We start from the raw sequence: 21,607 nt of genomic DNA, 5'->3' as shown, positions 1-21,607 counted from the left end.
GTCCTGTGCATGCCTTGACGGTGATGTTGGAGCAGGCAACCTCACTTGGACAGGTAGCGCATCCCGTCCTCCAACCCTTGCAGGGTCAGCGGATACATCTTGTCCTCGATCAGGTCGCGCACCAGATGGGTCGACGCGGTGTAATCCCAGGCCTGCTTGGGGTACGGGTTGATCCAGATGACCTTCCTGAATTTTTCCATGAAACGCTGGATCCACACATACCCGGCTTCTTCGTTCCAGTGCTCCACGCTGCCACCCGGCTGGGTGATCTCGTAGGGCGCCATGGCCGCGTCACCGACGAACACCACCTTGTAGTCATCGCCGTACTTGTGCAGCAGGTCGAAGGTGGAAAAACGTTCGGACGTGCGGCGCAGGTTGTTCTTCCACACTGACTCATAAACGCAATTGTGGAAGTAGTAATACTCCAGGTGCTTGAACTCGGTCTTGCAGGCCGAGAACAGCTCTTCGCAGACTTTGACGTGGGCATCCATCGAACCGCCAATGTCGAGCAGCAACAGCAGCTTCACGGTGTTGCGCCGCTCGGGGCGCATCTGGATGTTCAGCAACCCGGCATCACGCGCGGTGTGGTCGATGGTGCCGTCGATGTCCAGCTCTTCGGCGGCGCCTTCGCGGGCGAACTTGCGCAGCCGGCGCAGGGCCAGCTTGATGTTGCGGGTGCCAAGCTCGACCTGGTCGTCGAGGTTCTTGTACTCGCGTTGGTCCCAGACTTTTACTGCCTTGCCCTGGCGCTTGCCGGCCTCACCGACGCGGATGCCCTCGGGGTTGAAGCCGCCCGAGCCGAATGGGCTGGTGCCGCCGGTACCAATCCACTTGTTGCCGCCAGCGTGGCGTTCCTTCTGCTCTTCGAGGCGCTGCTTGAAGGCCTCGATAAGCTTGTCCAGGCCGCCGAGCGACTGGATCTGCGCGCGTTCTTCATCGGTCAGCGAGCGCTCGAATTCCTTGCGCAGCCAGTCTTCGGGGATCAGCGCCTCGATGTGCCGGTCGAGGTTTTCCAGGCCCTTGAAGTAGGCTGCGAAGGCACGGTCGAACTTGTCGAAGTGGCGTTCGTCCTTCACCAGGATGGCGCGGGCGAGGTAGTAGAACGCGTCCATGTCGGCGAACACCACGCGCTTTTGCAAGGCCTGGTGCAGGTCGAGCAGTTCACGCACCGAAACCGGCACCTTGGCCGCACGCATCTCATTGAACAGATTGAGCAGCATGGCCCTGCTCCTGTCAGCGGTTGCCGCGCCGGCTCATGAAGGCCAGGCGCTCGAGCAGTTGTACATCCTGCTCGTTTTTTACCAGCGCACCGGCCAGCGGCGGGATGGCCTTGGTCGGGTCGCGTTCGCGCAACACCGCTTCACCGATGTTGTCGGCCATCAGCAGCTTGAGCCAGTCGACCAGCTCGGAGGTGGACGGCTTTTTCTTCAGGCCCGGCACCTTGCGTACGTCGAAGAACACGTCCAGCGCCTCGCTGACCAACGACTGGCTGATGTTCGGGTAGTGCACGTCGACGATCTGCTGCAGGGTCGTGCGGTCGGGGAAGGCGATGTAATGGAAGAAGCAGCGGCGCAGGAAGGCGTCCGGCAGCTCTTTTTCGTTGTTCGAGGTAATGATGATGATCGGACGCTGTTTGGCCTTGATGGTCTCGTCGATTTCGTAGACGTAGAACTCCATCTTGTCGAGCTCTTGCAACAGGTCGTTGGGGAATTCGATATCGGCCTTGTCGATTTCGTCGATCAGCAGGATGACCCGCTCGTCGGCCTCGAAGGCCTCCCAGAGCTTGCCCTTTTTCAGGTAGTTGCGCACATCGTGCACCTTGTCCACGCCTAGCTGCGAATCGCGCAGGCGGCTGACCGCGTCGTACTCGTAGAGCCCCTGGTGGGCCTTGGTGGTGGACTTGATGTGCCAGGTGATCAGGCGCGCCCCGAACGAGGCCGCCAACTGCTCGGCGAGCATGGTTTTGCCGGTGCCCGGTTCGCCCTTGACCAACAGCGGGCGTTCGAGGGTAATGGCCGCGTTTACCGCCAGTTTCAGGTCGTCTGTGGCGACGTAGTCGCGGGTGCCTTCGAACTTCATGGGGGGTTGTCCTCTGTTTAGGGCTGTGCGGGCCTTTTCGCGGTACAGGGTTGTAGGTGCGGGTTTACCCGCGAAGCGGCCCGAACAGGCAGCACATAATCCGGATTTGTTTCCGACTATAACGCGGGGCCAGGCGGCTGCAAACGCAGACCGGGTATTCAGTCCCTGAATGCCCCGTCACGCTGTCTCAGTCAGACTTCGGCGCTGGTTGCTCATAGCGCGCATTGAATGCCTGGACAAACCCGTTGCGCAGGATCTGCAAGAACGCCTCGAAGGCACTGACATCCTGTTTGCGCACACTGCCGCTGAGCTCCACCCGGGTAGCGAACTGGTTTTTCGGCTGGTTCTTCAGCACCGTCTCGGTCGCCCCCACCAAGGCCTCCCACACCGAGCGGAAGAAACCCTTGTCCTTTTCCTCGACGTCCTGTTGCCAGTCGAACACGTCGACATCACGCAGCAGCGGTTTTATATAGCCGTTCAGCCGGCCGTTTTCTGCCTGGGCCTCGATGACCACGTCACCGTGCCCGGCATTGAAGTCGAATTTGCCGTAGGCGCTGGCAAAGTTATTCAGTTTGCGCAGCTCGATGCCGGTGGCGCGAAGCCTGAATTCGAAGTCGTCGAAATCACTGAAAGGATCGAAGGTGGCACGGCTTTCTACGCTCGCATCCCCCGCGATGAGCGCCGTGCCTTCGAAACTTGCGTCGCGACGGCCTTTCTGGTCGCGCACGTTGGTCAGGTTGCGGATGCTGGCGTTCAACCGGGTGGCCTTGAGGTCGACCGGTGGCTTGGAATTGAAGTTGCGGAACGTCAGCACGCCATTGTCGATACGCACTTCGTTGAGGGTGATGGGCAGGAGTTTTTCCAGCTGCTGGCGCCAGTCGGTACCTTGGCCGGTCTGCGACGCCTGTTTGCTACCACCGTCGACAAAGTTCAGCTCGGGATGCACGAAGGTCACCTCCGCCACCACTGCCTTGTCGTACCACAACGCATGCCAGCTCACCGAGAGGTCGATCAGTGGGGCGTCGAGAAACGGTACGGGCACCTTGCCGGTGGTCTTGACGATTTTCAGCCCGTTTATCTGATAGGCACCGCGCCACCAGGCCAGGTCCACATCGGCTACCTGGCCGCGGTAGTCTCCCATGTCGGCCAGCTTGTCGTTGAGGTAGTCGCGCACCAGGTAGGGCAGGGCCAGGTGCAGCGCCACCAGCAGCACGATCAGGCTGGCCAGGCCGACCAGCGGCCAGCGATAGCGGGCTTTCATGAGGCTGTCTCCAAGGCGGGATGTGCGGTTGACCGCAACGTGCCGGGCTGAGTTCGAACAGGCTTTACGGGCCACCGCCGCAGGCTTACCCTTGAGGCATTTCCCTGCTTTTTCATGCCAAGGACCCCTGCCATGAGCCGTATCTTTGCAGACAACGCCCACTCCATCGGTAACACGCCGCTGGTGCAGATCAATCGCATCGCCCCGCGCGGCGTGACCATCCTGGCCAAGATCGAAGGGCGCAACCCCGGGTACTCGGTCAAATGCCGCATTGGCGCGAACATGGTCTGGGACGCCGAAAGCAGCGGCAAGCTCAAACCGGGCATGACCATCGTCGAGCCCACCTCGGGCAACACCGGTATCGGCCTGGCCTTCGTCGCCGCCGCCCGCGGCTACAAGCTGATGCTGACCATGCCCGCCTCGATGAGCCTGGAGCGCCGCAAGGTGCTGAAGGCACTGGGCGCCGAGCTGGTATTGACCGATCCGGCCAAGGGCATGAAGGGCGCCATCGAGAAGGCCAACGAAATCGTCGCCTCCGACCCGGAGCAGTACTTCCTGCCGGGCCAGTTCGAAAACCCGGCCAACCCGGCCATTCACGAGAAAACCACCGGCCCTGAGATCTGGAACGACACGGACGGCGCCATCGACGTGCTGGTGGCAGGCGTGGGCACTGGCGGCACCATCACCGGCGTGTCGCGCTACATCAAACATACCCAGGGCAAGGCCATCCTGTCGGTGGCAGTGGAACCCGTGGCATCGCCACTGATCAGCCAGACCCTGGCCGGCGAAGAACTCAAGCCCAGCCCGCACAAAATCCAGGGCATCGGCGCCGGCTTCGTGCCGAAAAACCTCGACCTGTCGATCGTCGACCAAGTGGTGACGGTGACCGACGAAGAGTCCAAGGCCATGGCGATTCGCCTGATGCAGGAAGAGGGCATCCTTTGTGGTATTTCCTGCGGTGCGGCAATGGCGGCAGCGGTGCGCCTGGCCGAAAAACCGGAAATGCAGGGTAAGACCATCGTCGTAATCCTGCCCGATTCGGGCGAGCGATACTTGTCGAGCATGCTGTTCAGCGACATGTTCAGCGAGCAGGAAAACCAGCAGTAATCGGCCTTCCCGCTGATCCGGCGCAACAATCGGCGGCCTGGTTTATTGCAAAATCTTCATGAATGCGATCCCGCCCGGGTTGTTTTTACCGCGGCGGGATCGGTTTATGATGGCAGGATGATTTTCTGGAGAGCAGGCAGCGCAGCCCTGGCTCTTCCCCAAGGAGTGAAAGCATGACCTTTTCCTTTGCAGCCAAGGCGGGTGTCTTGCTGGTGTTTTTCGGCAGCGTGCTGTTCGTGCACCTGCGCGGCAAGGCCCGCCTGCCGGTGTTGCGCCAGTTCGTCAACCATTCGGCGCTGTTCGCCCCCTATAACGCGTTGATGTACCTGTTTTCCGGCGTGCCGTCCAAGCCCTACCTGGATCGCCAGCGCTTCCCGGAGCTGGACGTGTTGAAGGACAACTGGCAGGAAATTCGCGAAGAGGCCATGCGCCTGTTCGACGAAGGCTATATCCGTGCCGCTGAGAAAGATAACGACGCCGGCTTCGGTTCGTTCTTCAAGAAAGGCTGGAAGCGCTTTTACCTGAAGTGGTACGACAAACCGCTGCCTTCGGCGCAAACCCTGTGCCCGCGCACTGTCGAGCTGGTCAGCAGCATCCCCAATGTCAAGGGCGCAATGTTTGCCCTGCTGCCCGGCGGCAGCCACCTGAACCCGCACCGCGACCCGTTCGCAGGCTCGCTGCGTTATCACCTGGGGCTGTCCACGCCCAACTCCGACGCATGCCGCATCTACGTGGACGGTGAGCAGTACGCCTGGCGTGATGGCGAAGACGTGATGTTCGACGAAACCTACGTGCACTGGGTCAAGAACGAAACCGACGTTACCCGCGTGATCCTGTTCTGTGACATCGAGCGCCCGCTGAGTAGCCCGCTGATGACGCGCATCAACCGTAAGGTCAGTGCCTTCCTCGGCCGCGCCACCGCGCCGCAGAACACCGACGACGAGCGCGTGGGCGGGATCAACCAGGCGTACGCCTGGAGCAAGCGCTTCAGCAACAGGATCAGCAGCCATGTGAAGCAGTTCAAACGCGCCAACCCCAAGGCTTACCGCGTGCTGCGGCCGGTACTGGCGGTGGTGGTGGCGTATCTGTTGTATCGCTGGTTGTTCTGAGTTTTTCTGCGTTAACCGGCCCCTTTGCGGGGCAAGCGCGCTGCCACCGGTGCGCCTCATCCTTCAAGGACGAGGGTGTGCTTGTGGCAGCGGGCTTGTGCCGCGAAGAATCACTCGCTATATTCCAGAACATTCACTTTCTCAAAGACCGCGTTCATGCCAGCCATCCCTTCCACCACACGCTTTGCCATCGCGCCAGTCGCGGGCTTGGTCGTGCGTGGTAGCCAGCAGCCGGTCATGATCTGTCACTCCCCACCACCTGTCAGTGGCGTCGTAGGCGGCGTAGCTCCGCCTCATTGCGTGGTTGTGCTGGGCTGATCGGCTTCGTGCCGCAACCCTTCGCACGCGCAACGTACTGAACACGGTCGGCTACTGCTCACGTTGAAGCGCACGCCGTCCGTTTGGCTTATCTGCCTACTATCAGGTGGCAATTCATGTCTGTCTTTACCAAAACGTCCGTGGCCTCGGCGGCCACTACCTGCCTGTTCGTCCTGCTGTGGAGCAGCGGGGCGATCGTCTCCAAGCTCGGCCTGGCGCATGCCAGCCCGTTTGCCTTTCTGCTGTTGCGCTCGGCGCTGGCCCTGGTCGGCCTGTTGCTGATCGGCCCGTTGCTAGGGCTGCGCTGGCCGCGTACTCGCGGGAGCATTCTGCGCGCCCTGGGTACCGGTTGTGTGCTGCTCGGTGCCTATCAGATCTTCTATCTGTTGGCGCTTGATACCCATGTCACCCCCGGCGTCATGGCCACGGTGATGGGGGTACAACCGATCCTCACCGTGGTGCTGATGGAACGCCAGCGCTCCTGGAGCCGTTTGTTCGGCCTGGGTTTGGGGTTGGGTGGCTTGATCATGGTGGTCTACCAGGGCATCAACCTGGGCGGGGTATCGCTGGCGGGCATGCTGTTCGCCCTGCTGGCGTTGGTCAGCATGACCTTTGGCTCGATCCTGCAGAAGCGCATTACCGACAACCCCATGGGCACACTGCCGCTGCAGTACCTGGCCGGCTTTGCCATGTGCGCGCTGTTCGCACCTCTGCAACCGCTTCATGTCGAGTGGACCGGCAGCTTCGTCGGTGCGCTGCTGTGGATGGGCCTGGTGGTCTCCCTGCTGGCAACCTTGCTGCTGTACCGGCTGATCGCCAAGGGCAACCTGGTCAATGTCACCAGCCTGTTCTACCTGGTGCCGGCAGTGACTGCGGTAATGGACTTGCTGATCTTCGGTAACCGCCTGGCACCGCTCAGCCTGTTGGGCATGGGGCTGATCGTGGTAGGGCTGCTGTTCGTGTTTCGCAAGCCTGCCGCGCGCCTGGCCGAGGCGTAGGCCCTAGCGGAATTCTTCGGGGATGGCGTGGCGCAACACGCCTTCCTCGAAGTCCAGCAGGCCGGCTTCGCGCTGGGTGAGCAGGTAGTAGAGCAGGGTATCGAGCGAGCGTTGCGGTGGGACCTCGACCGCCAACATCTTCACTGCTTGCTCGGTTTCACAGGCGCAGCCGAAATCCAGCAATGCTGCGCGCACCTGGTCGAGGGTTTCCGGTGGTTTGACGACCACCCGGAACACCGAGCTGCCGCTGCTGTGGCGCAGCGCTGCGAACCAGGTTTCGCCTGCTTCCTCGCGGGTGTCGATCACGTCGCCCGGGGCGATGCCATAGACATGGAAGGGTATGTTGTCGATGGCGTAGCCGCCTTCCACGGCCTTGGCCCACAGGCCCTCGACCGAGGCTGGTGGGTAGCCGTTCTCGTCCTGTTCCAGGCGGAACAGGACCTTTTTGTACGCGCTGTTCATGCCGTACTCCGCTTCAGCTGCGCGCCGGGCGCAGCACCAGCCACAAGGCCAGGCCAATCAGCAGGCCGCCGTATAGGTGCGCCATCGACAACGGCTCATTCAGCAGCCATGCCCCCCACAATACGCCGAATACCGGGATCAGGAACGTTACGGTGCTGGCTTTTACCGGGCCGATTTCCTCGAGCAGGCGGAAGTACAGGATGTAGGCAAAGGCGGTGCACAGCAAACCCAGCCCCAGCAACGACAACCACACCTCCCAGCCCCCCCAGCTGGCGGGCGGTTGGGTGAGTGCGCTCCAGCCGAACAGCGGGGTCAGCATGAGCGTTGCGCCGAGCATGCTGCCCAGCGCGGAAAGACGGCTGTCCAGGCCACTGATCCAGCGGCGGGCGAGGAACCCGGCAAAGCCGTAGCAGGTGGTGGCCGCCAGGCAGGCGAGGGCGCCTTGCAGCAGGGCCATGTCCAGTGCCACCGGGCCGGCGCCGCTGAGGATGCCGACGCCGAACAGGCCAAGGAAGATGCCGCAGAGTTTGGCCAGGGTCATTGGCTCGCGGAAGAACAGTACGCCGACCAGCACGCCCATCAGCGGGGTGGTGGCGTTGAAGATCGCCGAATAGCCGGCCGGCAGCACCTGGGCCGCCACCGAGTAGAAGGTGGCGGGGATGCCGGAGTTGATCATGCCCAGCACCAGGCACGCGCCGAGCTTGCCCTGGAAGTCCCAGCGCACGCGGGCGGCGGCCAGAAGCACGATCAGGCCCAGGCAGGCGATGGAAACCCGGAAGAACGCGGTCGGCACCGTGCCCAGTTCGGGGGCGATGATGCGCATGAACAGGAAACTCGCTCCCCAGACGGCGGCAAGGGTCAGCAGGCGGGCTAGGGCGATGGGGCTCACAACGGTCTCCGGAGGTAAGGCAGGGGCGCGAGTGTACGCCACGGGGCGGGGGGATTCTTGTGCTTTCTTGCTGTGTAATTCCTCTTGGGCTGCGGGGCTCTGGGCAAGGCAGCTGCAACTACAGCTCGGGCCTTCAATGGCAGTAACCCATGAACCCAAGGGCGGCTAAGCTCTGTACTCAATCCCAGCTCCGAGGCCCCACGCATGTCCCAGCCCTGGCCCGCTGTCGAAATCGCCCGGATGATCCTCGCCGGCTTCGACGACTACCGCGATCATTTCCAGCGCATCACCCTGGGTGCTCGCCAGCGCTTCGAGCAGGCGCGCTGGCAGGATATCCAGCAGGCCGCCGCCGCCCGCATCAATCTCTACGAAGAGAAAGTCGCCGAAGTCAACGGTTGGCTGCGCCAGGCCTTTGCCGCAGAGGTGCTGCTGGACGTGGAACAGTGGCCGCTGGTGAAAAACGCCTATATCCACCTGATCGACCCACGCCTGGACGACGAGCTGGCAGAGACCTGGTACAACTCGCTGTTTTGCAGCCTGTTCAGCCATGACCTGATCAGCGACGGCTGCATGTTCATCCACACGACCCGGCCTTCCATGCGCGGCCGCGAGCGCGCGGCGCAAACCCGTACCTATCGGCTTGACGGCAGTCTCAGGAACTTGCTGCGCGCGGTGTTCGCCGATTACCCGTTCGACATGCCGTATGGCGACCTGGAAGGCGACCTGGCGCGGCTGGAAGAACAACTGCGCGAATGCCTGCCCGACTGGGTGTGCAAGGACCCGGCGCTGGCCGTGGAGCTGTTTGTACCCGTGCTTTACCGCAACAAGGGGGCCTATCTGGTCGGCCGCCTGTACAACAGCGATGAGCAGTGGCCGTTGGTGATTCCCTTGTTGCACCGCGAGGGCCACGGTATCGAGGCCGATGCACTGATCACCGACGAGGCCGAGGTGTCGATCATCTTTTCGTTTACCCGCTCTTACTTCATGGCCGATGTCCCGGTGCCCGCCGAGTTCGTCAATTTCCTCAAGCGCATCCTGCCGGGCAAGCACATTGCCGAGCTATACACCTCGATCGGGTTCTACAAGCAGGGCAAGTCGGAGTTCTACCGCGCGCTGATCAACCACCTGGCCAGCAGTGATGACCGCTTTGTCATGGCGCCAGGGGTACGGGGCATGGTCATGAGCGTGTTCACCTTGCCCGGCTTCAATACGGTGTTCAAGATCATCAAGGACCGCTTCTCGCCATCGAAAACCGTGGACCGCGCCACGGTGATCGACAAGTACCGGCTGGTGAAGAGCGTCGACCGGGTGGGGCGTATGGCTGACACCCAGGAGTTTGCCGATTTTCGCTTTCCGCGCAGCAAGTTCGAGCCGGATTGCCTGGCCGAGTTGCTGGAGGTGGCACCGTCGACGGTGGCGCTGGAGGGCGACACGGTGCTGATCCGCCACTGTTGGACCGAGCGGCGCATGACGCCGTTGAACCTGTACCTGGAGCATGCCACCGAGGGCCAGGTGCTGGAGGCGCTGGAGGACTACGGCCTGGCCATCAAGCAGCTGGCGGCGGCGAACATCTTCCCCGGCGACATGTTGCTGAAGAACTTTGGTGTGACCCGTCATGGCCGGGTAGTGTTTTACGACTATGACGAAATCAGCTTCCTGACCGAGGTGAATTTCCGCCACATTCCGCCACCGCGTTACCCGGAGGACGAAATGTCGGGCGAGCCGTGGTACTCGATCGGGCCGCATGATGTGTTCCCCGAAGAGTTTCCGCCGTTTCTGTTTGCCGATATGGGCCAGCGGCGGTTGTTCAGCCGCTTGCATGGGGAACTGTATGACGCGGATTACTGGAAGGGGCTGCAGGCGGCGATACGTGAGGGGAAAGTGATCGATGTGTTTCCGTATCGGCGCAAGGCCCGGTGAATCAGGTCGAACAGACCTGTCACGCCTTCAAACACTTCATCTCGCTCAAATGGGTACGCACCTTGCTCAGCCGTTCCTGCAGGAACCGCCGCTGTTGCGGCGTGCTTTGCCGCACCAGGTCCACCAGCAGGCTGCGCGCCTGCCGCTCGGTATTCTGATACGCCGCCCGGTACTCGGGTGTCCACAAACTCTCCTTGCGCTGCAACAAGGTCGCCAGGCGCGGCTCGAAGCTGGAGTCATTGCGCTGGTTCATCGCCAACAGCAGTTGCTGTTGCCAGTGGGCACGGTTGGCGATCCATTCACGGTTCTGGTCACCCAGCGCTTGAGACCAGGTCTGGATGCGTTGCTTCTGTACCGCCGTCAACTCGCCAAACCATGGCGTCAGGCGTTTTTCCATGCGCTCGCTACGGCGGGCCATCTGCTTCGGCAATGGCGTATCCACATACTGCTTTTGCCGCTCACTGATGTCATCGCGGAAGGCTTCACGCATCTGCGCTACCTGGTCGTCGCTCATGCCGCGCAGCAGTTCGGTGGCCGAAGGGGTGATTTCCTCGGCCACCCGACCAATTGCCTCACGGACCTCCCGGGTGCTTTGCTGCAGCGCTTGGTCGGTGACCTGGTCGTCGGCGACCATGTCACGTAGCCGGTCGAGCCAGTCGAGGTAGCCGGGCAGTTGAGTCTTGCAATGCCAGGCCAGGTGCTCGCGCAACCGATCGTCCAGCAGCGCCCTTTGCTCGCGGTTCATGTCCAGGTAGTCGCTCAGCGACCACGGCACCAGGCGGTCGAGGTTGCGATAGGCCAGGTCGATGCGGCTGCAGGCGGCCAAGGCCAGGGCGAAGCCGATGGCGATAAGCAGGGCTTTGGGCAGGCGTAGCGGCATGTGCTGTTCCTTCCTCAGGCTGGCCAGAAGGTAGATGCAAGTGCGGCCTGGCGGTTCCACTGCATGAGTGGTCGGGCCATGTGGTGGCTTCAGGTGTAGAATAGCCGCCTTGTCTTGAGGATCATCGGAAATGGCTCTGCTTGGGCGTTACAACAGTTTGCAAATCGTGAAACACGTGGACTTCGGTCTGTACCTGGACGGCGGCGCCGATGGCGAAATCCTGCTGCCCGGGCGCTACATCCCGAAAAACGCCGAGACCGAGGTCGATGACTGGTTGAACGTGTTCATCTACCTGGACAGCGAAGACCAGCTGATCGCCACCACCGAGAAGCCCAAGGTGCAGGTTGGCGAGTTCGCCAGCCTGAAGGTCAAGGACATCAACGGTGCCGGTATCTTCCTGGACTGGGGCCTGTCCAAGGACTTGCTGATGCCGTACTCGGAAGAGGCTCGGCCGCTGAAGATCGGTGATTACTGCGTGGTGCACGTGTACCTCGACAAGCGCACCCGCCGGATCACTGCCACGTCGCGCCTGGACCGCTACCTCGATGTCACCCCGGCCGACTACAAGGTTGGCCAGCCGGTCGAGCTGCTGGTGGCCGGCGAAACGCCGATGGGTTTCAAGGCCATCATCAACAACCGCCACTGGGGCCTGATCCACAAGAACGAGGTGTTCAAGTTCTTGCGCTCGGGCATGCACGAGAAGGGCTTCATCAAGGAAGTGCGCCAGGACGGCAAGCTTTCACTGAGCCTGCAGCCGGTAGGCGCCGCCCTGGCGGACACCCTGCAAGAGCAGATCATGGCGCGCCTGGAAGCCGAAGGCGGGGTGTTGGGGGTGTGCGACAAGAGTGACCCTGCGTTGATCAGCAAGCTGTTCAACGTCAGCAAGGGCAACTTCAAGAAGGCCATTGGCGGGTTGTTCAAGCAGGGCCTGATCGTCATCCATGACGATCGCATCGAGAAAGCCTGACGGCCTTACGCCTGTACGAAGTTGCGGAAGTCCAGTTGCTCGCCACCCGGACGGGTGTCGCGCAGCAGCGAGTCACGGTCGGCGCTGAGGGCCAGGCTGATGGTGGAGCGGCGCTTGCCGGGCTTGCGCACTTCCATTTGCTCCAGGTGAGCCTTGAGGAAATTGGTGGGCACCTTCAGGTGCTGCAGTTCATCGCTTTCTGGCGTGTGCAGCAGCAGGTTGACCCAGTCGGCCTGGCCCTTGCCCAGCAGTGCCACTGGCACTTCGAACCACCACAGGTTGCGTTTGTTGTCCAGGATGGCGAACAGGGTATTGCTGCTGGTCAGCACCGGCCGGGCCAGTGCTTCGTTGCGCCGGGCGATGGCGGCGGGTTTGTCGAGTTTCATGCAGGTTCCTGCGAGTTGACGCTATGAAGGCCTGCATTGTGAGGGGTGGCACGGGGCGGGGCAAGGTTTGTGACTTGCGGTGCCTGTGCCGGCCTCTTCGCGGGCTTGGGCGGTATTCGCCTGCCGTTTTACCGTTCGGCTTCTGGCCGGGAGATCCGTTGAAACTCCTGGCCCAGGCGTTGGGTCAACCTACTGTCGACACGGTTCACGTGTCTCCATTTGCAGGAGTTTTGCCATGAGCGGTACTAAAGACAAAGCGAAAGGCTTGGCCAACGAAGCGATCGGCAACGTGAAACAGGGTGTTGGCAAGGTGACCGACAACGACAAGCTGCGGGCCGAAGGCAAGGCGCAGGAGCTTAAAGGCGAGGCGCAACAGATCAAGGGCAATGTGAAGGATGCGGTGAAGAAGCCTTGACTTGAGGCGGCCTGTGCCGGCCTCTGGCGGGTAATGCCGCGAAGAGGCCGGCACACTCTACGTAAGCAAATTCTTCAATCACGGCCGGGAGCAGCACAGCTCGGGCACGGTCTATTAGACTTGCCTGTGTAACGATCAAGCGGCGAAAGGAGACGCTATGATTTTCCCCGACCTGCGCGGCTTGCCCCTGCACCGCGTGCTGGTTCGCACCGTCAAGGAATTCCTCGACGACGAGATGTCCACCTATGCCTCAGCGCTGGCCTACCAGGCGCTGTTCTCGCTATTCCCCTTCCTGTTGTTCCTGATTGCCCTGATCGGTTTCCTGCATTTGCCGGACTTTTTCTCCTGGCTGCGTCTGCAATCGGAACTGGTGTTACCGCCCCAGGCGCTGGAGCAGGTGAACCCGGTGATCGACCAGTTGCAACAATCCAAGGGCGGGCTGCTGTCGGTGGGTATCGTGATCGCCCTGTGGACCGCCTCAGCCGGCGTGCGCCTGATGATGAGCGCCATGAACGCCGCTTACGATGTGCCCGAAGGGCGCCCGGTGTGGAAGCGTATCCCGCTTTCCATTTTCTACACCGTGGGCCTGGCTGGCATGCTGCTGGCGGCCGCAGCGCTGATGGTGCTGGGCCCGCAGGTGATGGAATGGATAGCCGCCCAGATCGGCATGCAGGAGTTCATCGTCACACTGTGGACCATCCTGCGCTGGCCGGTGATCATCATTCTGCTGATGGTGGCAGTGGCCCTGATCTATTACGTGATGCCTGATGTGAAACAGCAGTTTCGCTTCATCACCCCGGGTTCGGTGCTGGCGGTTGTGGTGTGGATCGTGGCCTCACTGGGCTTTGCCTACTACGTGAAGACCTTTGCCGACTACAACGCCATGTACGGCAGCATTGGTGCAATCATCGTGCTGTTGCTGTATTTCTATATTTCGGCTGCCGTGCTGCTGCTCGGCGCCGAAATGAATGCGGTGATCGAGCACATGTCAGCCGAAGGCAAGAACCCGGGCGAGAAAGACTTCGACGGGGAAAAGCCCAAGGAAACCTTGACTGTACTGGGTCACGAGCACCCGAACCCGAGCAAGCCTCATAGCGTCGAGCCGAACCCCTGATGATCCGTGACATTCTCAAGATGGGCGACGAACGCCTGCTGCGCATCGCTCCGCCAGTGCCCGAGCACATGCTTGGCAGTGCCGAGCTGCAGCAACTGATCGACGACATGTTCGAAACCATGCGTCACGTAGGCGGTGTGGGCCTGGCCGCCCCGCAGATCGGCATCGACCTGCAGTTGGTGATCTTCGGCTTCGAGCGCAGCGAGCGATACCCCGATGCCGAGGCGGTGCCGCAGACCATTCTGCTGAATCCGGTCATCACCCCGACCTCCAGTGAGATTGAGGACGGCTGGGAGGGGTGTCTGTCGGTGCCTGGCTTGCGCGGCGTGGTGCCGCGCTTCAAGCATATCTGCTATCAAGGGATCGACCCCCAGGGCAGCCCGATCAACCGCTTCGCCGATGGCTTCCATGCACGGGTGGTGCAACACGAGTGCGACCACTTGATCGGCCGGCTATACCCCTCGCGCATCCAGGACTTTGCCAGGTTCGGCTACACCGAGGTGCTGTTCCCTGGGCTTGAGGTCAGCGACGACTGACCTCGCTGCAGGGCTACCAGGCGTTTGTTACGCTGATAGCGAAGCAGGCGGCTGGCCAGGGCTTCTGGCAGCTGTTGGGCCAGGTCGAAACCCAGGCGCTGGTAGAAGGGCGTCAGGTCGGGATGACAGAACAGCCAGACGGGCCCGTCAACCTGCGCCAGTGCTGCCTCGATCAACTGCGCGGCCACCCCTTGGTTGCGTCGCTGCGGGGCGACGAACAGGCCCGTCAGCCAGAATCCCTCACCCACCGCACTCAGGCTCAGCCCGGCGATGATGCCAGGGGCCCGTGCTACCCACAGTTCGGCGTCGCTTGCAGCGCGCATGCGTGAGCTGTGCTGGCGGTAGAAGTGGTCCAGCAAACGGCGTTCTGTGTCCGAAAGCGTCGAACAGGACAATTTTTCAGAAATGGTGAGTCCTACCCTGAAACGTGGCCAGAGGCTCTGGCCTGATGATTTGCGGCCACTTTGTCGCAGATTGTTGCAAAACCGGCAAGGGTGAATATCCGACTCCGGGGTTCAACTATTACTGGCCGGGAGTAGAATTTTCTTCATCCCCCCTGGCAGTACGAAGCGGGATCGGTACTTCGTGCCATCTAGACCCTAGATGACAACTTCTCCGCGCCGGATACGGCAATAGAAGTCAATCGATCAGCTTGAACGCTCTAAAGGCAAAACCACATGAAACCATTACTGATTCTTGCATTGGTCGGTATGTCCTCGTTCGCCCTCGCCGATGAGGCCAAACCCGTCTCCAGCGAGCCTGTGGCTCAGCAGTACGACTACTCGATGAACCTGGACATCAAGCGGGTGATCAACCTGTCGACCATCCCCAATGTCTGCGAAGTGGTACCTGCGACCATGACCTATGAAGACCATCAGGGCCAGGTGCACACCATCCAGTACCGTGCCATGGGAGAAGGTTGCCAGCAGGGTTGACTGGCGGTGCCCGCCACAGGGGCTGAAAACGCTGTGGCGGGCACTTGCTGGCCCCGATCCGATCTCCCAGGTGCTCCGCCAATACAGAATAATGTTCCCGCCTGTCGAATCCTCCGCTTCCCGTTCGACCATAGCTGAAGGCACGCGTCACACACCGTGCCCCCTATGATCTGTCGGAGGTACCCCCGATGAGCACCGCAGCCGAATCCGAAATCCGCCAATTGATCGAGCGCTGGATGCAAGCCGTGCGCGATCGCGACATCCCGGGCATCATCGCCCCCTATGCCGACGATATCGTCGCCTTCGATGCCATCCAGGCTCTGCAATTCAAAGGCAAGTCCGCCTACACGGCGCACTGGGAAATGTGCATGGGCATGTGCACCGGCCCCATGGTGTTCGAACTTGCCCAACTTACCGTGTACGCCGCTGGCGATCTGGCCCTGGCCCATTGGCTGAACCGCTGCGGCCCGGGCGACGACGAAAGCCAGTGCGGCTTCATGCGCGCCACGGTGGGCTATCGTCGTCAAGGCGGCCAGTGGCAGGTCATCCACGAACACTGGTCGGCGCCTTTCGACATGGAAACGCAAAAAGCCCTGTTCGATCTCAAGCCCTGAGCCTTTATCGCCAAACGCACTTTGCCAATGCCTTGGAGGCGACCATGAAATACCTGTGCCTGGTCTATTGTGACGAGGGGCTGTTGCACAGCCTGCCCGACAGCCCGGCAGACGCTGAATGCATGGCCTACGCCGAAGCCATTCACGGTTCCGGGCGCATGCTGGCGGCCGAGGCGCTGAAGCCGGTGCAGACGGCCACCACGGTGCGTATGCGTAACGGGCGCATGAGCCTGACCGACGGCCCGTTCGCCGAAACCAAGGAGCAACTGGCGGGCTTTTACCTGGTGGAGGCCCGCGACCTCAACGAAGCGCTGAATATCGCCAAGGGCATCCCTGCTGCGCGGGTCGGCAGTGTCGAGGTGCGACCGGTGCGCGAGCTGCAACCCTGACAGCCAAGGAGAACCATTAGCATGAGCCTTGCCCCCATTGCCCAGGCGCAACACGAGTTGTCCATCAACCGCCTGATCGACGCCCCACCGGCGAAGGTATTTCGCGCCTGGACCGAACCCCAGTGGCTGATGCAGTGGTGGGGGCCGCGCGGCATGACCACCCCGGAGTGTGAGATGCAGTTGTGGGCCGGTGGCCTGTTTCGCACCTTGATGCGCGCGCCGGATGGCAGCGAGTACCCGAACCAGGGCGTCTTTCTGGAAATTGCCGCGCCACGCCGGCTGGTGTTCACCGATGCCTTCGGCCCCGGTTGGGTGCCGTCGGACAAGGCCTTCATGACCGCCGTGATCAGCTTTGACGAGGAACAGGGCAAAACCCGCTACACCGCCCGTGCCTGGCACTGGAATGCCACCGACTGCCGTGCCCATGAAGAAATGGGCTTCCACCAAGGCTGGGGAGAAAGCCTGGACCGCCTGGTGGAGGTGGTGACCCAGCGGATGCCCGACTGATGGCAGCACTGGCCCAGGTGAGCGCCGAAGTCGAGGCCGTGTACCGGCAGGAGTCGCGGCGCATACTGGCGACACTGATCCGCTTGCTGGGTGATTTTGACCTGGCCGAGGAGGCCATGCATGACGCCTTCTTCATTGCCGTGGAGCGCTGGCAACGCGACGGTATCCCCGCCAACCCGCGAGCGTGGCTGGTCTCTGTCGGGCGCTTCAAGGCCATCGACGCGCTGCGCCGGCGCGTCCGCTTCGACCGCTCCCAGGCGGACTTGAGCATGCTGCTGGATGGTCAGGCGCAGGACCCCAGTGAAGAAGAACTGCTGGCGGATGACCGCCTGCGGCTGATCTTCACCTGTTGCCATCCGGCCCTGTCGGCCGACGCTCAGGTGCCATTGACGCTTCGCGAAGTCTGCGACCTGACCACCGAGCAGATCGCCCGCGCCTTTCTGCAAAGCCCGACAACCATCGCCCAGCGGATCGTGCGTGCCAAGGCCAAGATCCGTGACGCGGGCATACCGTACCAGGTACCCGAGCTCAATGAGCTGCCCGAGCGCCTGGAAAGCGTGTTGCGGGTGATCTACCTGGTGTTCAATGAGGGCTATTCGGCGTCATCGGGCGAAACACTGCTGCAGCAGGAACTGAGCGATGAAGCCATTCGCCTGGCGCGGTTGCTGGTGCAGTTGCTGCCCGACCCGGAGGCGGTCGGCCTGCTGGCGTTGATGCTGCTGCAGGCGTCCCGGCAGCGGGCGCGCATCGATGGCCAAGGCGATTTGGTGGTTCTGGAGCAGCAGGACCGTAGCTTGTGGGACCGGCAGTTTATTGCCGAAGGCTGTGCCCTGGTGCGCCAGGCCCTGCAGAGCCGTGCGTTCGGGGCCTATACCGTCCAGGCGGCGATTGCTGCCGTGCATGCCGAAGCGGCGACGGCTGAAGAGACGGACTGGGGAGAGATCGTCGGCCTGTATGACGTGTTGCAGCGGTATTGGCCATCAGCGGTGGTGGCGCTTAACCGGGCGGTGGCGCTGGCGAAGCGGGATGGGCCGGAGGTTGGCCTGCGGGAAGTCGAAGGGATTCTGGCGCGGGGGGAGTTGCTGGACTATCACCTGGCACATGCGGCGCGCGCCGAGTTGCATTGCCAGCTGGGGCAGGTAGAAGAGGCGCGAGCGGCCTGGCAGCAGGCGCTGGCCTTGACCCGACAGGCGCCTGAGCGGCGGCATATCGAGCGGCGTTTGCAGGCTATCGAATGATGTGGGGGTGCCGGCTCTTTGCGGGCCAGCCCATATCCCACAGGATGCCCGCTAAATCAACGAATTAGCGGGTTACCCAAGAGAGCAGCCTTGAAGTAGGTGCTGGCTGCATCACACTTCAGCTCGCCACAAAATTCGGCGGCGACACCAGCTCGACGGTCTGCTGCTTGCGCGGCGCCAGGATCTCGGCTTCACCCGCGACCACCAGCTCGTCGTTCTGGTTGTAGACGTTGGTGGCGATGCGCACCTTGAACTTGGGCAGCTTCTCGAGGATTTCCAGGCGCACGGTCAGGGTGTCGCCAATTTTCACCGGCTTCTGGAAGCTCATCTGCTGGCCCAGGTAGATGGTGCCAGGGCCAGGCAGTGTGCAGGCCACTGCAGCACTGATCAGCGCGCCGCTGAACATGCCATGGGCAATACGTTCGCGGAACATGCTCTTGGCGGCGAATTCGGCATCCAGGTGAACCGGGTTGTGGTCACCGGACATCGCAGCGAACAGCTGGATGTCGCGTTCTTCAACGGACTTCTTGTACTCGGCCGTCTGGCCGACTTCGAGGGCTTCGTAAGGCGTGTTGGTGACCTGGGACATCGATGCTTCCTTAAGCGTTGGGCGAGGGCGGCTATCATTCACTGCGCGCAGGGCGGCCAAGGGCCAGCGCCTGTTCAAGCCAGCAGAGAATATCGGCGATGACCTCGCCACGGTTGGTTTCGTTGAGTACTTCATGCCGCGCCTCCGGGTAGACGCGCAGCTGTACATGTCGGTTGCCGGTCGCGCGCAGGGCGTCGGCCAGATGGGTGAGACGCTTGCCGGCACTGACCGGATCACATTCACCGCCGATCACCAGCATCGGCAGGTTGGGATCGATCTGCGCGAGGTTACCCGGCTGACTGATCTGCGCCAAGCCTTGCAGCAGGTCGAGCCACAACTGGTTGGTGCAGCGAAAGCCGCACAACGGGTCGTTCACGTACTGATCGACCTCGCCCGGGTCGCGGCTGAGCCAGTCGAAGGCTGTGCGGTTGGGCTTGAAGGCGCTGTTGAACGAACCGAAGGACAACCATTCGATCAGTGCACTCTTGCCCAGTGGCCCCTGGCGCCAGGACTCCAGCCGGGCAATCAGCCGCGCAAAGCGGTACAGCACGGCCGGTTGGTAGTTGGAACCGCTGAGGATCGCCCCGTGCAGGCTGCCACTGTGATGCAGCAGGTACGCCTGGGCGATATAGCTGCCCATGCTGTGGCCGAACAGGAACAGCGGCGTGCACGGGTATTGCTGGCCGATATGCTGGGCCACACATCCCAGGTCGTTGACCACGGCATTCCAGCCATGATGGCGGGCGAACAGGCCGAGGTTGCCCAGTTCGGCAGTGCGCCCGTGGCCACGCTGATCGGCAGCGAACAGGGCAAAGCCGGCCTCGCTCAGGGCCTGGCCCAGGCGCTGGTAGCGCCCGGCATGCTCGGCCATGCCATGGGCCAGCAGCACCACGGCCTTTACCGGTGTGGCCGGCAGCCATTGGTGTACGTACAGGCTGCAGTGCTCACTGGCGGGCAGCCAGAAGGCGTCGTGAGGCATGGCGGGTCCTTGTGCGCGCGGTTACCCGAACAGTGTATGCACAACCGGCCGGATTGCAGGAGGGGCACAAATAAGATTCACAATGTTAATGGCGGCACTTGGCGTATATGCCACCTTGGGTTTACCTGCTAACGTCGAATCAACGCCTTTTCGCCGGCAGGCGGTCAGGTAAAGGACTAAAGGACGCAGTGCAGGTCCAGGCAGAGGAACAATAATAAATGCAAGCCGACTTCTGGAATGACAAGCGCCCGGCAGGCGTGCCTTCCACCATCGACATCAATGCCTACGCCTCGGTGGTCGAGGTGTTCGAGCGCTCCTGCAAGCGTTTTGCCGACCGCCCGGCGTTCAGCAACCTGGGCGTGACCCTCAGCTACGCGGAACTGGAGCGCCATTCGGCAGCCTTCGCCGCCTGGTTGCAGCAGCACACCGACCTCAAACCGGGTGAGCGCATTGCCGTGCAGATGCCCAATGTGCTGCAGTACCCCATCGCCGTATTCGGTGCCATGCGCGCCGGGCTGATCGTGGTCAATACCAACCCGTTGTACACCGAGCGCGAGATGCGCCACCAGTTCAAGGACAGTGGCGCGCGTGCGCTGGTGTACCTGAACATGTTCGGCAAGCGCGTGCAGGAGGTGCTGCCCGATACCGGTATCGAATACCTGATCGAGGCAAAGATGGGCGACCTGCTGCCGGCCGCCAAGGGCTGGCTGGTCAACACCGTGGTCGACAAGTTGAAGAAGATGGTGCCGGCCTACCGGTTGCCCCAGGCGGTGCCGTTCAAGCAGGTACTGCGCGAGGGCCGCGGGCTGTTGCCTAAACCGGTGTCGCTGAACCTCGATGATATCGCGGTGCTGCAGTACACCGGCGGCACCACCGGCCTGGCCAAGGGCGCCATGCTCACCCATGGCAACCTGGTGGCCAACATGCTGCAGGTGCTGGCCTGCTTCTCGCAGCACGGCCCCGATGGGCAGAAGCTGCTGAAGGACGGCCAGGAAGTGATGATCGCGCCGCTGCCGCTTTACCACATCTATGCCTTCACCGCGAATTGCATGTGCATGATGGTCACCGGCAACCATAACGTGCTGATTACCAACCCGCGGGATATTCCCGGCTTCATCAAGGAGCTGGGCAAGTGGCGTTTCTCTGCCTTGCTGGGTCTCAATACCTTGTTTGTCGCACTGATGGACCACCCGGGCTTCCGTCAGCTGGACTTCTCGGCGCTGAAGGTCACCAACTCTGGTGGCACCGCGCTGGTCAAGGCCACCGCCGAGCGCTGGGAAGACCTTACCGGGTGCCGCATCGTTGAAGGCTACGGCCTGACAGAAACCTCGCCGGTGGCCAGCACCAACCCCTACGGCCAGCTGGCGCGTCTGGGTACGGTGGGCATCCCCGTGGCGGGTACTGCGTTCAAGGTCATCGATGATGATGGCAACGAACTGCCGCTGGGCGAGCGGGGCGAGCTTTGCATCAAAGGCCCGCAGGTCATGAAGGGTTACTGGCAGCAGCCCGAGGCAACGGCCCAGGCACTGGATGCAGAAGGCTGGTTCAAGACCGGTGATATCGCGGTGATCGACCCGGACGGCTTCACCCGCATCGTCGACCGCAAGAAGGACATGATCATCGTCTCGGGCTTCAACGTGTACCCCAACGAAATCGAGGATGTGGTGATGGGGCATCCCAAGGTCGCCAACTGTGCGGCTATCGGCGTGCCGGACGAGCGTTCCGGCGAGGCGGTCAAGCTGTTCGTGGTGCCGCGCGAGGGGGGGCTGAGCGTTGATGAGCTGAAGGCCTACTGCAAGGCCAACTTCACCGGCTACAAAGTACCCAAGCACATCGTGCTGCGCGAATCGTTGCCCATGACGCCGGTGGGCAAGATTCTGCGGCGGGAGTTGCGCGATATAGCGTGATACCGGGA

General features: G+C 62.0%; 25 protein-coding genes. 14 read left to right on the top strand and 11 right to left on the bottom strand.

The genetic code is table 11. The features are described from left to right. Positions 1–41: 41 nt before the first annotated feature. The 3 genes from BJQ17_RS19050 to BJQ17_RS19040 form a co-directional block, all read right to left on the bottom strand. Positions 42–1,220, bottom strand: coding sequence for a VWA domain-containing protein (locus BJQ17_RS19050; protein ID WP_003254660.1), 1,179 nt, complete (start codon positions 1,218–1,220; stop codon positions 42–44). Between the two features lie 13 nt (positions 1,221–1,233). After that, complete coding sequence (locus BJQ17_RS19045; RefSeq protein WP_003254658.1) at positions 1,234–2,079, bottom strand: MoxR family ATPase; 846 nt, start codon at positions 2,077–2,079, stop codon at positions 1,234–1,236. A gap of 187 nt (positions 2,080–2,266) precedes the next feature. Beyond that, positions 2,267–3,340 (bottom strand): DUF748 domain-containing protein, encoded by a 1,074-nt coding sequence (locus tag BJQ17_RS19040; RefSeq protein ID WP_070096461.1) that lies wholly within the window; start codon positions 3,338–3,340, stop codon positions 2,267–2,269. Between the two features lie 132 nt (positions 3,341–3,472). On the opposite strand from BJQ17_RS19040, the gene cysK reads away from it, so the two are divergent. Continuing rightward, a complete protein-coding gene (gene cysK / locus BJQ17_RS19035) occupies positions 3,473–4,447 on the top strand; it encodes a cysteine synthase A (protein ID WP_003254654.1) in 975 nt (324 codons plus the stop codon). Positions 4,448–4,620: 173 nt separating this feature from the next. After that, positions 4,621–5,556: an aspartyl/asparaginyl beta-hydroxylase domain-containing protein gene (locus BJQ17_RS19030; protein ID WP_003254653.1), complete on the top strand. Its 936-nt coding sequence runs from the start codon at positions 4,621–4,623 to the stop codon at positions 5,554–5,556. Positions 5,557–5,666: 110 nt separating this feature from the next. Here the strand turns inward: BJQ17_RS19030 and BJQ17_RS32160 are convergent, their stop codons facing one another. Beyond that, positions 5,667–5,795, bottom strand: coding sequence for a hypothetical protein (locus BJQ17_RS32160; RefSeq protein WP_003254652.1), 129 nt, complete (start codon positions 5,793–5,795; stop codon positions 5,667–5,669). 195 nt (positions 5,796–5,990) lie between these two features. Between BJQ17_RS32160 and BJQ17_RS19025 the strand changes: the two genes are divergently transcribed. Continuing rightward, complete coding sequence (locus BJQ17_RS19025) at positions 5,991–6,872, top strand: DMT family transporter (RefSeq protein WP_070096460.1); 882 nt, start codon at positions 5,991–5,993, stop codon at positions 6,870–6,872. 3 nt (positions 6,873–6,875) lie between these two features. Here BJQ17_RS19025 and BJQ17_RS19020 read toward each other — a convergent pair whose 3' ends face one another. Then, positions 6,876–7,334: a DUF4265 domain-containing protein gene (locus BJQ17_RS19020; RefSeq protein ID WP_004576044.1), complete on the bottom strand. Its 459-nt coding sequence runs from the start codon at positions 7,332–7,334 to the stop codon at positions 6,876–6,878. A gap of 13 nt (positions 7,335–7,347) precedes the next feature. Further along, positions 7,348–8,223 (bottom strand): DMT family transporter, encoded by an 876-nt coding sequence (locus tag BJQ17_RS19015; RefSeq protein WP_004576045.1) that lies wholly within the window; start codon positions 8,221–8,223, stop codon positions 7,348–7,350. A 204-nt stretch (positions 8,224–8,427) separates the two neighbouring features. On the opposite strand from BJQ17_RS19015, the gene aceK reads away from it, so the two are divergent. Next, complete coding sequence (aceK, locus tag BJQ17_RS19010) at positions 8,428–10,143, top strand: bifunctional isocitrate dehydrogenase kinase/phosphatase (RefSeq protein ID WP_003254647.1); 1,716 nt, start codon at positions 8,428–8,430, stop codon at positions 10,141–10,143. Between the two features lie 19 nt (positions 10,144–10,162). Here the strand turns inward: aceK and BJQ17_RS19005 are convergent, their stop codons facing one another. Then, complete coding sequence (locus BJQ17_RS19005) at positions 10,163–11,023, bottom strand: DUF6279 family lipoprotein (RefSeq protein ID WP_003254646.1); 861 nt, start codon at positions 11,021–11,023, stop codon at positions 10,163–10,165. Between the two features lie 130 nt (positions 11,024–11,153). On the opposite strand from BJQ17_RS19005, the gene BJQ17_RS19000 reads away from it, so the two are divergent. Further along, positions 11,154–11,990, top strand: coding sequence for a S1 RNA-binding domain-containing protein (locus tag BJQ17_RS19000; RefSeq protein ID WP_003254644.1), 837 nt, complete (start codon positions 11,154–11,156; stop codon positions 11,988–11,990). 5 nt (positions 11,991–11,995) lie between these two features. Here BJQ17_RS19000 and BJQ17_RS18995 read toward each other — a convergent pair whose 3' ends face one another. Beyond that, positions 11,996–12,376, bottom strand: a complete 381-nt coding sequence (locus BJQ17_RS18995) for a hypothetical protein (RefSeq protein WP_003254641.1) — start codon at positions 12,374–12,376, stop codon at positions 11,996–11,998. A gap of 235 nt (positions 12,377–12,611) precedes the next feature. Between BJQ17_RS18995 and BJQ17_RS18990 the strand changes: the two genes are divergently transcribed. The 3 genes from BJQ17_RS18990 (at position 12,612) to def (ending at position 14,441) form a co-directional block, all read left to right on the top strand. Beyond that, positions 12,612–12,791, top strand: a complete 180-nt coding sequence (locus BJQ17_RS18990) for a CsbD family protein (protein ID WP_003254639.1) — start codon at positions 12,612–12,614, stop codon at positions 12,789–12,791. A 157-nt stretch (positions 12,792–12,948) separates the two neighbouring features. Further along, positions 12,949–13,905 (top strand): YihY/virulence factor BrkB family protein, encoded by a 957-nt coding sequence (locus BJQ17_RS18985; RefSeq protein WP_003254637.1) that lies wholly within the window; start codon positions 12,949–12,951, stop codon positions 13,903–13,905. Beyond that, a complete protein-coding gene (gene def, locus BJQ17_RS18980) occupies positions 13,905–14,441 on the top strand; it encodes a peptide deformylase (protein WP_070096459.1) in 537 nt (178 codons plus the stop codon). Before BJQ17_RS18985 ends, def begins: the two co-directional genes overlap by 1 nt. Here the strand turns inward: def and BJQ17_RS18975 are convergent. Further along, positions 14,396–14,800, bottom strand: coding sequence for a GNAT family N-acetyltransferase (locus BJQ17_RS18975; protein ID WP_003254633.1), 405 nt, complete (start codon positions 14,798–14,800; stop codon positions 14,396–14,398). The two genes, def and BJQ17_RS18975, sit on opposite strands and share 46 nt — an antisense overlap. A gap of 318 nt (positions 14,801–15,118) precedes the next feature. Here BJQ17_RS18975 and BJQ17_RS18970 point away from each other — a divergent pair, with 318 nt between their 5' ends. The 5 genes from BJQ17_RS18970 to BJQ17_RS18950 all read left to right on the top strand — a co-directional run bounded on the left by BJQ17_RS18970 (position 15,119) and on the right by BJQ17_RS18950 (position 18,124). Further along, positions 15,119–15,376 (top strand): DUF2790 domain-containing protein, encoded by a 258-nt coding sequence (locus BJQ17_RS18970; protein WP_003254632.1) that lies wholly within the window; start codon positions 15,119–15,121, stop codon positions 15,374–15,376. A 188-nt stretch (positions 15,377–15,564) separates the two neighbouring features. Next, positions 15,565–15,990: a nuclear transport factor 2 family protein gene (locus BJQ17_RS18965; RefSeq protein WP_003254630.1), complete on the top strand. Its 426-nt coding sequence runs from the start codon at positions 15,565–15,567 to the stop codon at positions 15,988–15,990. A 44-nt stretch (positions 15,991–16,034) separates the two neighbouring features. Further along, complete coding sequence (locus BJQ17_RS18960; protein ID WP_003254628.1) at positions 16,035–16,379, top strand: YciI family protein; 345 nt, start codon at positions 16,035–16,037, stop codon at positions 16,377–16,379. A gap of 21 nt (positions 16,380–16,400) precedes the next feature. Further along, positions 16,401–16,886 (top strand): SRPBCC family protein, encoded by a 486-nt coding sequence (locus BJQ17_RS18955; RefSeq protein WP_003254626.1) that lies wholly within the window; start codon positions 16,401–16,403, stop codon positions 16,884–16,886. Continuing rightward, positions 16,886–18,124 (top strand): RNA polymerase sigma factor, encoded by a 1,239-nt coding sequence (locus BJQ17_RS18950; protein ID WP_003254625.1) that lies wholly within the window; start codon positions 16,886–16,888, stop codon positions 18,122–18,124. The genes BJQ17_RS18955 and BJQ17_RS18950 overlap by 1 nt, the downstream gene beginning before the upstream one ends. Positions 18,125–18,242: 118 nt before the next feature. Here BJQ17_RS18950 and BJQ17_RS18945 read toward each other — a convergent pair whose 3' ends face one another. Next, positions 18,243–18,713 (bottom strand): MaoC family dehydratase, encoded by a 471-nt coding sequence (locus BJQ17_RS18945; protein WP_014755701.1) that lies wholly within the window; start codon positions 18,711–18,713, stop codon positions 18,243–18,245. A 34-nt stretch (positions 18,714–18,747) separates the two neighbouring features. Continuing rightward, positions 18,748–19,692, bottom strand: a complete 945-nt coding sequence (locus BJQ17_RS18940; RefSeq protein WP_070096458.1) for an alpha/beta hydrolase — start codon at positions 19,690–19,692, stop codon at positions 18,748–18,750. 218 nt (positions 19,693–19,910) lie between these two features. Between BJQ17_RS18940 and fadD2 the strand changes: the two genes are divergently transcribed. Continuing rightward, entirely contained in the window at positions 19,911–21,599 is a 1,689-nt protein-coding gene (fadD2, locus tag BJQ17_RS18935) for a long-chain-fatty-acid--CoA ligase FadD2 (RefSeq protein WP_070096457.1), read from the top strand. Positions 21,600–21,607: the final 8 nt, after the last annotated feature.

Source organism: Pseudomonas sp. NBRC 111139, from assembly GCF_001753955.1.
Lineage (GTDB): Bacteria > Pseudomonadota > Gammaproteobacteria > Pseudomonadales > Pseudomonadaceae > Aquipseudomonas > Aquipseudomonas alloputida.
The sequence above is the reverse complement of the archived record's forward strand: the minus strand, read 5'-3'. Positions and strand labels throughout refer to the sequence as shown.

Coding starts and splice junctions, on each gene's coding strand:
- aceK (WP_003254647.1), top strand. CDS start 8,428: ATGTCCCAGCCCTGGCCCGCTGTCGAAATCGCCCGGATGATCCTCGCC.
- def (WP_070096459.1), top strand. CDS start 13,905: ATGATCCGTGACATTCTCAAGATGGGCGACGAACGCCTGCTGCGCATC.
- BJQ17_RS18940 (WP_070096458.1), bottom strand. CDS start 19,692: ATGCCTCACGACGCCTTCTGGCTGCCCGCCAGTGAGCACTGCAGCCTG.
- cysK (WP_003254654.1), top strand. CDS start 3,473: ATGAGCCGTATCTTTGCAGACAACGCCCACTCCATCGGTAACACGCCG.
- BJQ17_RS19050 (WP_003254660.1), bottom strand. CDS start 1,220: ATGCTGCTCAATCTGTTCAATGAGATGCGTGCGGCCAAGGTGCCGGTT.
- BJQ17_RS19020 (WP_004576044.1), bottom strand. CDS start 7,334: ATGAACAGCGCGTACAAAAAGGTCCTGTTCCGCCTGGAACAGGACGAG.
- BJQ17_RS18995 (WP_003254641.1), bottom strand. CDS start 12,376: ATGAAACTCGACAAACCCGCCGCCATCGCCCGGCGCAACGAAGCACTG.
- BJQ17_RS18970 (WP_003254632.1), top strand. CDS start 15,119: ATGAAACCATTACTGATTCTTGCATTGGTCGGTATGTCCTCGTTCGCC.
- BJQ17_RS19005 (WP_003254646.1), bottom strand. CDS start 11,023: ATGCCGCTACGCCTGCCCAAAGCCCTGCTTATCGCCATCGGCTTCGCC.
- BJQ17_RS19030 (WP_003254653.1), top strand. CDS start 4,621: ATGACCTTTTCCTTTGCAGCCAAGGCGGGTGTCTTGCTGGTGTTTTTC.
- BJQ17_RS18985 (WP_003254637.1), top strand. CDS start 12,949: ATGATTTTCCCCGACCTGCGCGGCTTGCCCCTGCACCGCGTGCTGGTT.
- fadD2 (WP_070096457.1), top strand. CDS start 19,911: ATGCAAGCCGACTTCTGGAATGACAAGCGCCCGGCAGGCGTGCCTTCC.
- BJQ17_RS19025 (WP_070096460.1), top strand. CDS start 5,991: ATGTCTGTCTTTACCAAAACGTCCGTGGCCTCGGCGGCCACTACCTGC.
- BJQ17_RS18965 (WP_003254630.1), top strand. CDS start 15,565: ATGAGCACCGCAGCCGAATCCGAAATCCGCCAATTGATCGAGCGCTGG.
- BJQ17_RS19045 (WP_003254658.1), bottom strand. CDS start 2,079: ATGAAGTTCGAAGGCACCCGCGACTACGTCGCCACAGACGACCTGAAA.
- BJQ17_RS18950 (WP_003254625.1), top strand. CDS start 16,886: ATGGCAGCACTGGCCCAGGTGAGCGCCGAAGTCGAGGCCGTGTACCGG.
- BJQ17_RS19040 (WP_070096461.1), bottom strand. CDS start 3,340: ATGAAAGCCCGCTATCGCTGGCCGCTGGTCGGCCTGGCCAGCCTGATC.
- BJQ17_RS18955 (WP_003254626.1), top strand. CDS start 16,401: ATGAGCCTTGCCCCCATTGCCCAGGCGCAACACGAGTTGTCCATCAAC.
- BJQ17_RS18960 (WP_003254628.1), top strand. CDS start 16,035: ATGAAATACCTGTGCCTGGTCTATTGTGACGAGGGGCTGTTGCACAGC.
- BJQ17_RS18990 (WP_003254639.1), top strand. CDS start 12,612: ATGAGCGGTACTAAAGACAAAGCGAAAGGCTTGGCCAACGAAGCGATC.
- BJQ17_RS18945 (WP_014755701.1), bottom strand. CDS start 18,713: ATGTCCCAGGTCACCAACACGCCTTACGAAGCCCTCGAAGTCGGCCAG.
- BJQ17_RS32160 (WP_003254652.1), bottom strand. CDS start 5,795: ATGACCGGCTGCTGGCTACCACGCACGACCAAGCCCGCGACTGGCGCG.
- BJQ17_RS19000 (WP_003254644.1), top strand. CDS start 11,154: ATGGCTCTGCTTGGGCGTTACAACAGTTTGCAAATCGTGAAACACGTG.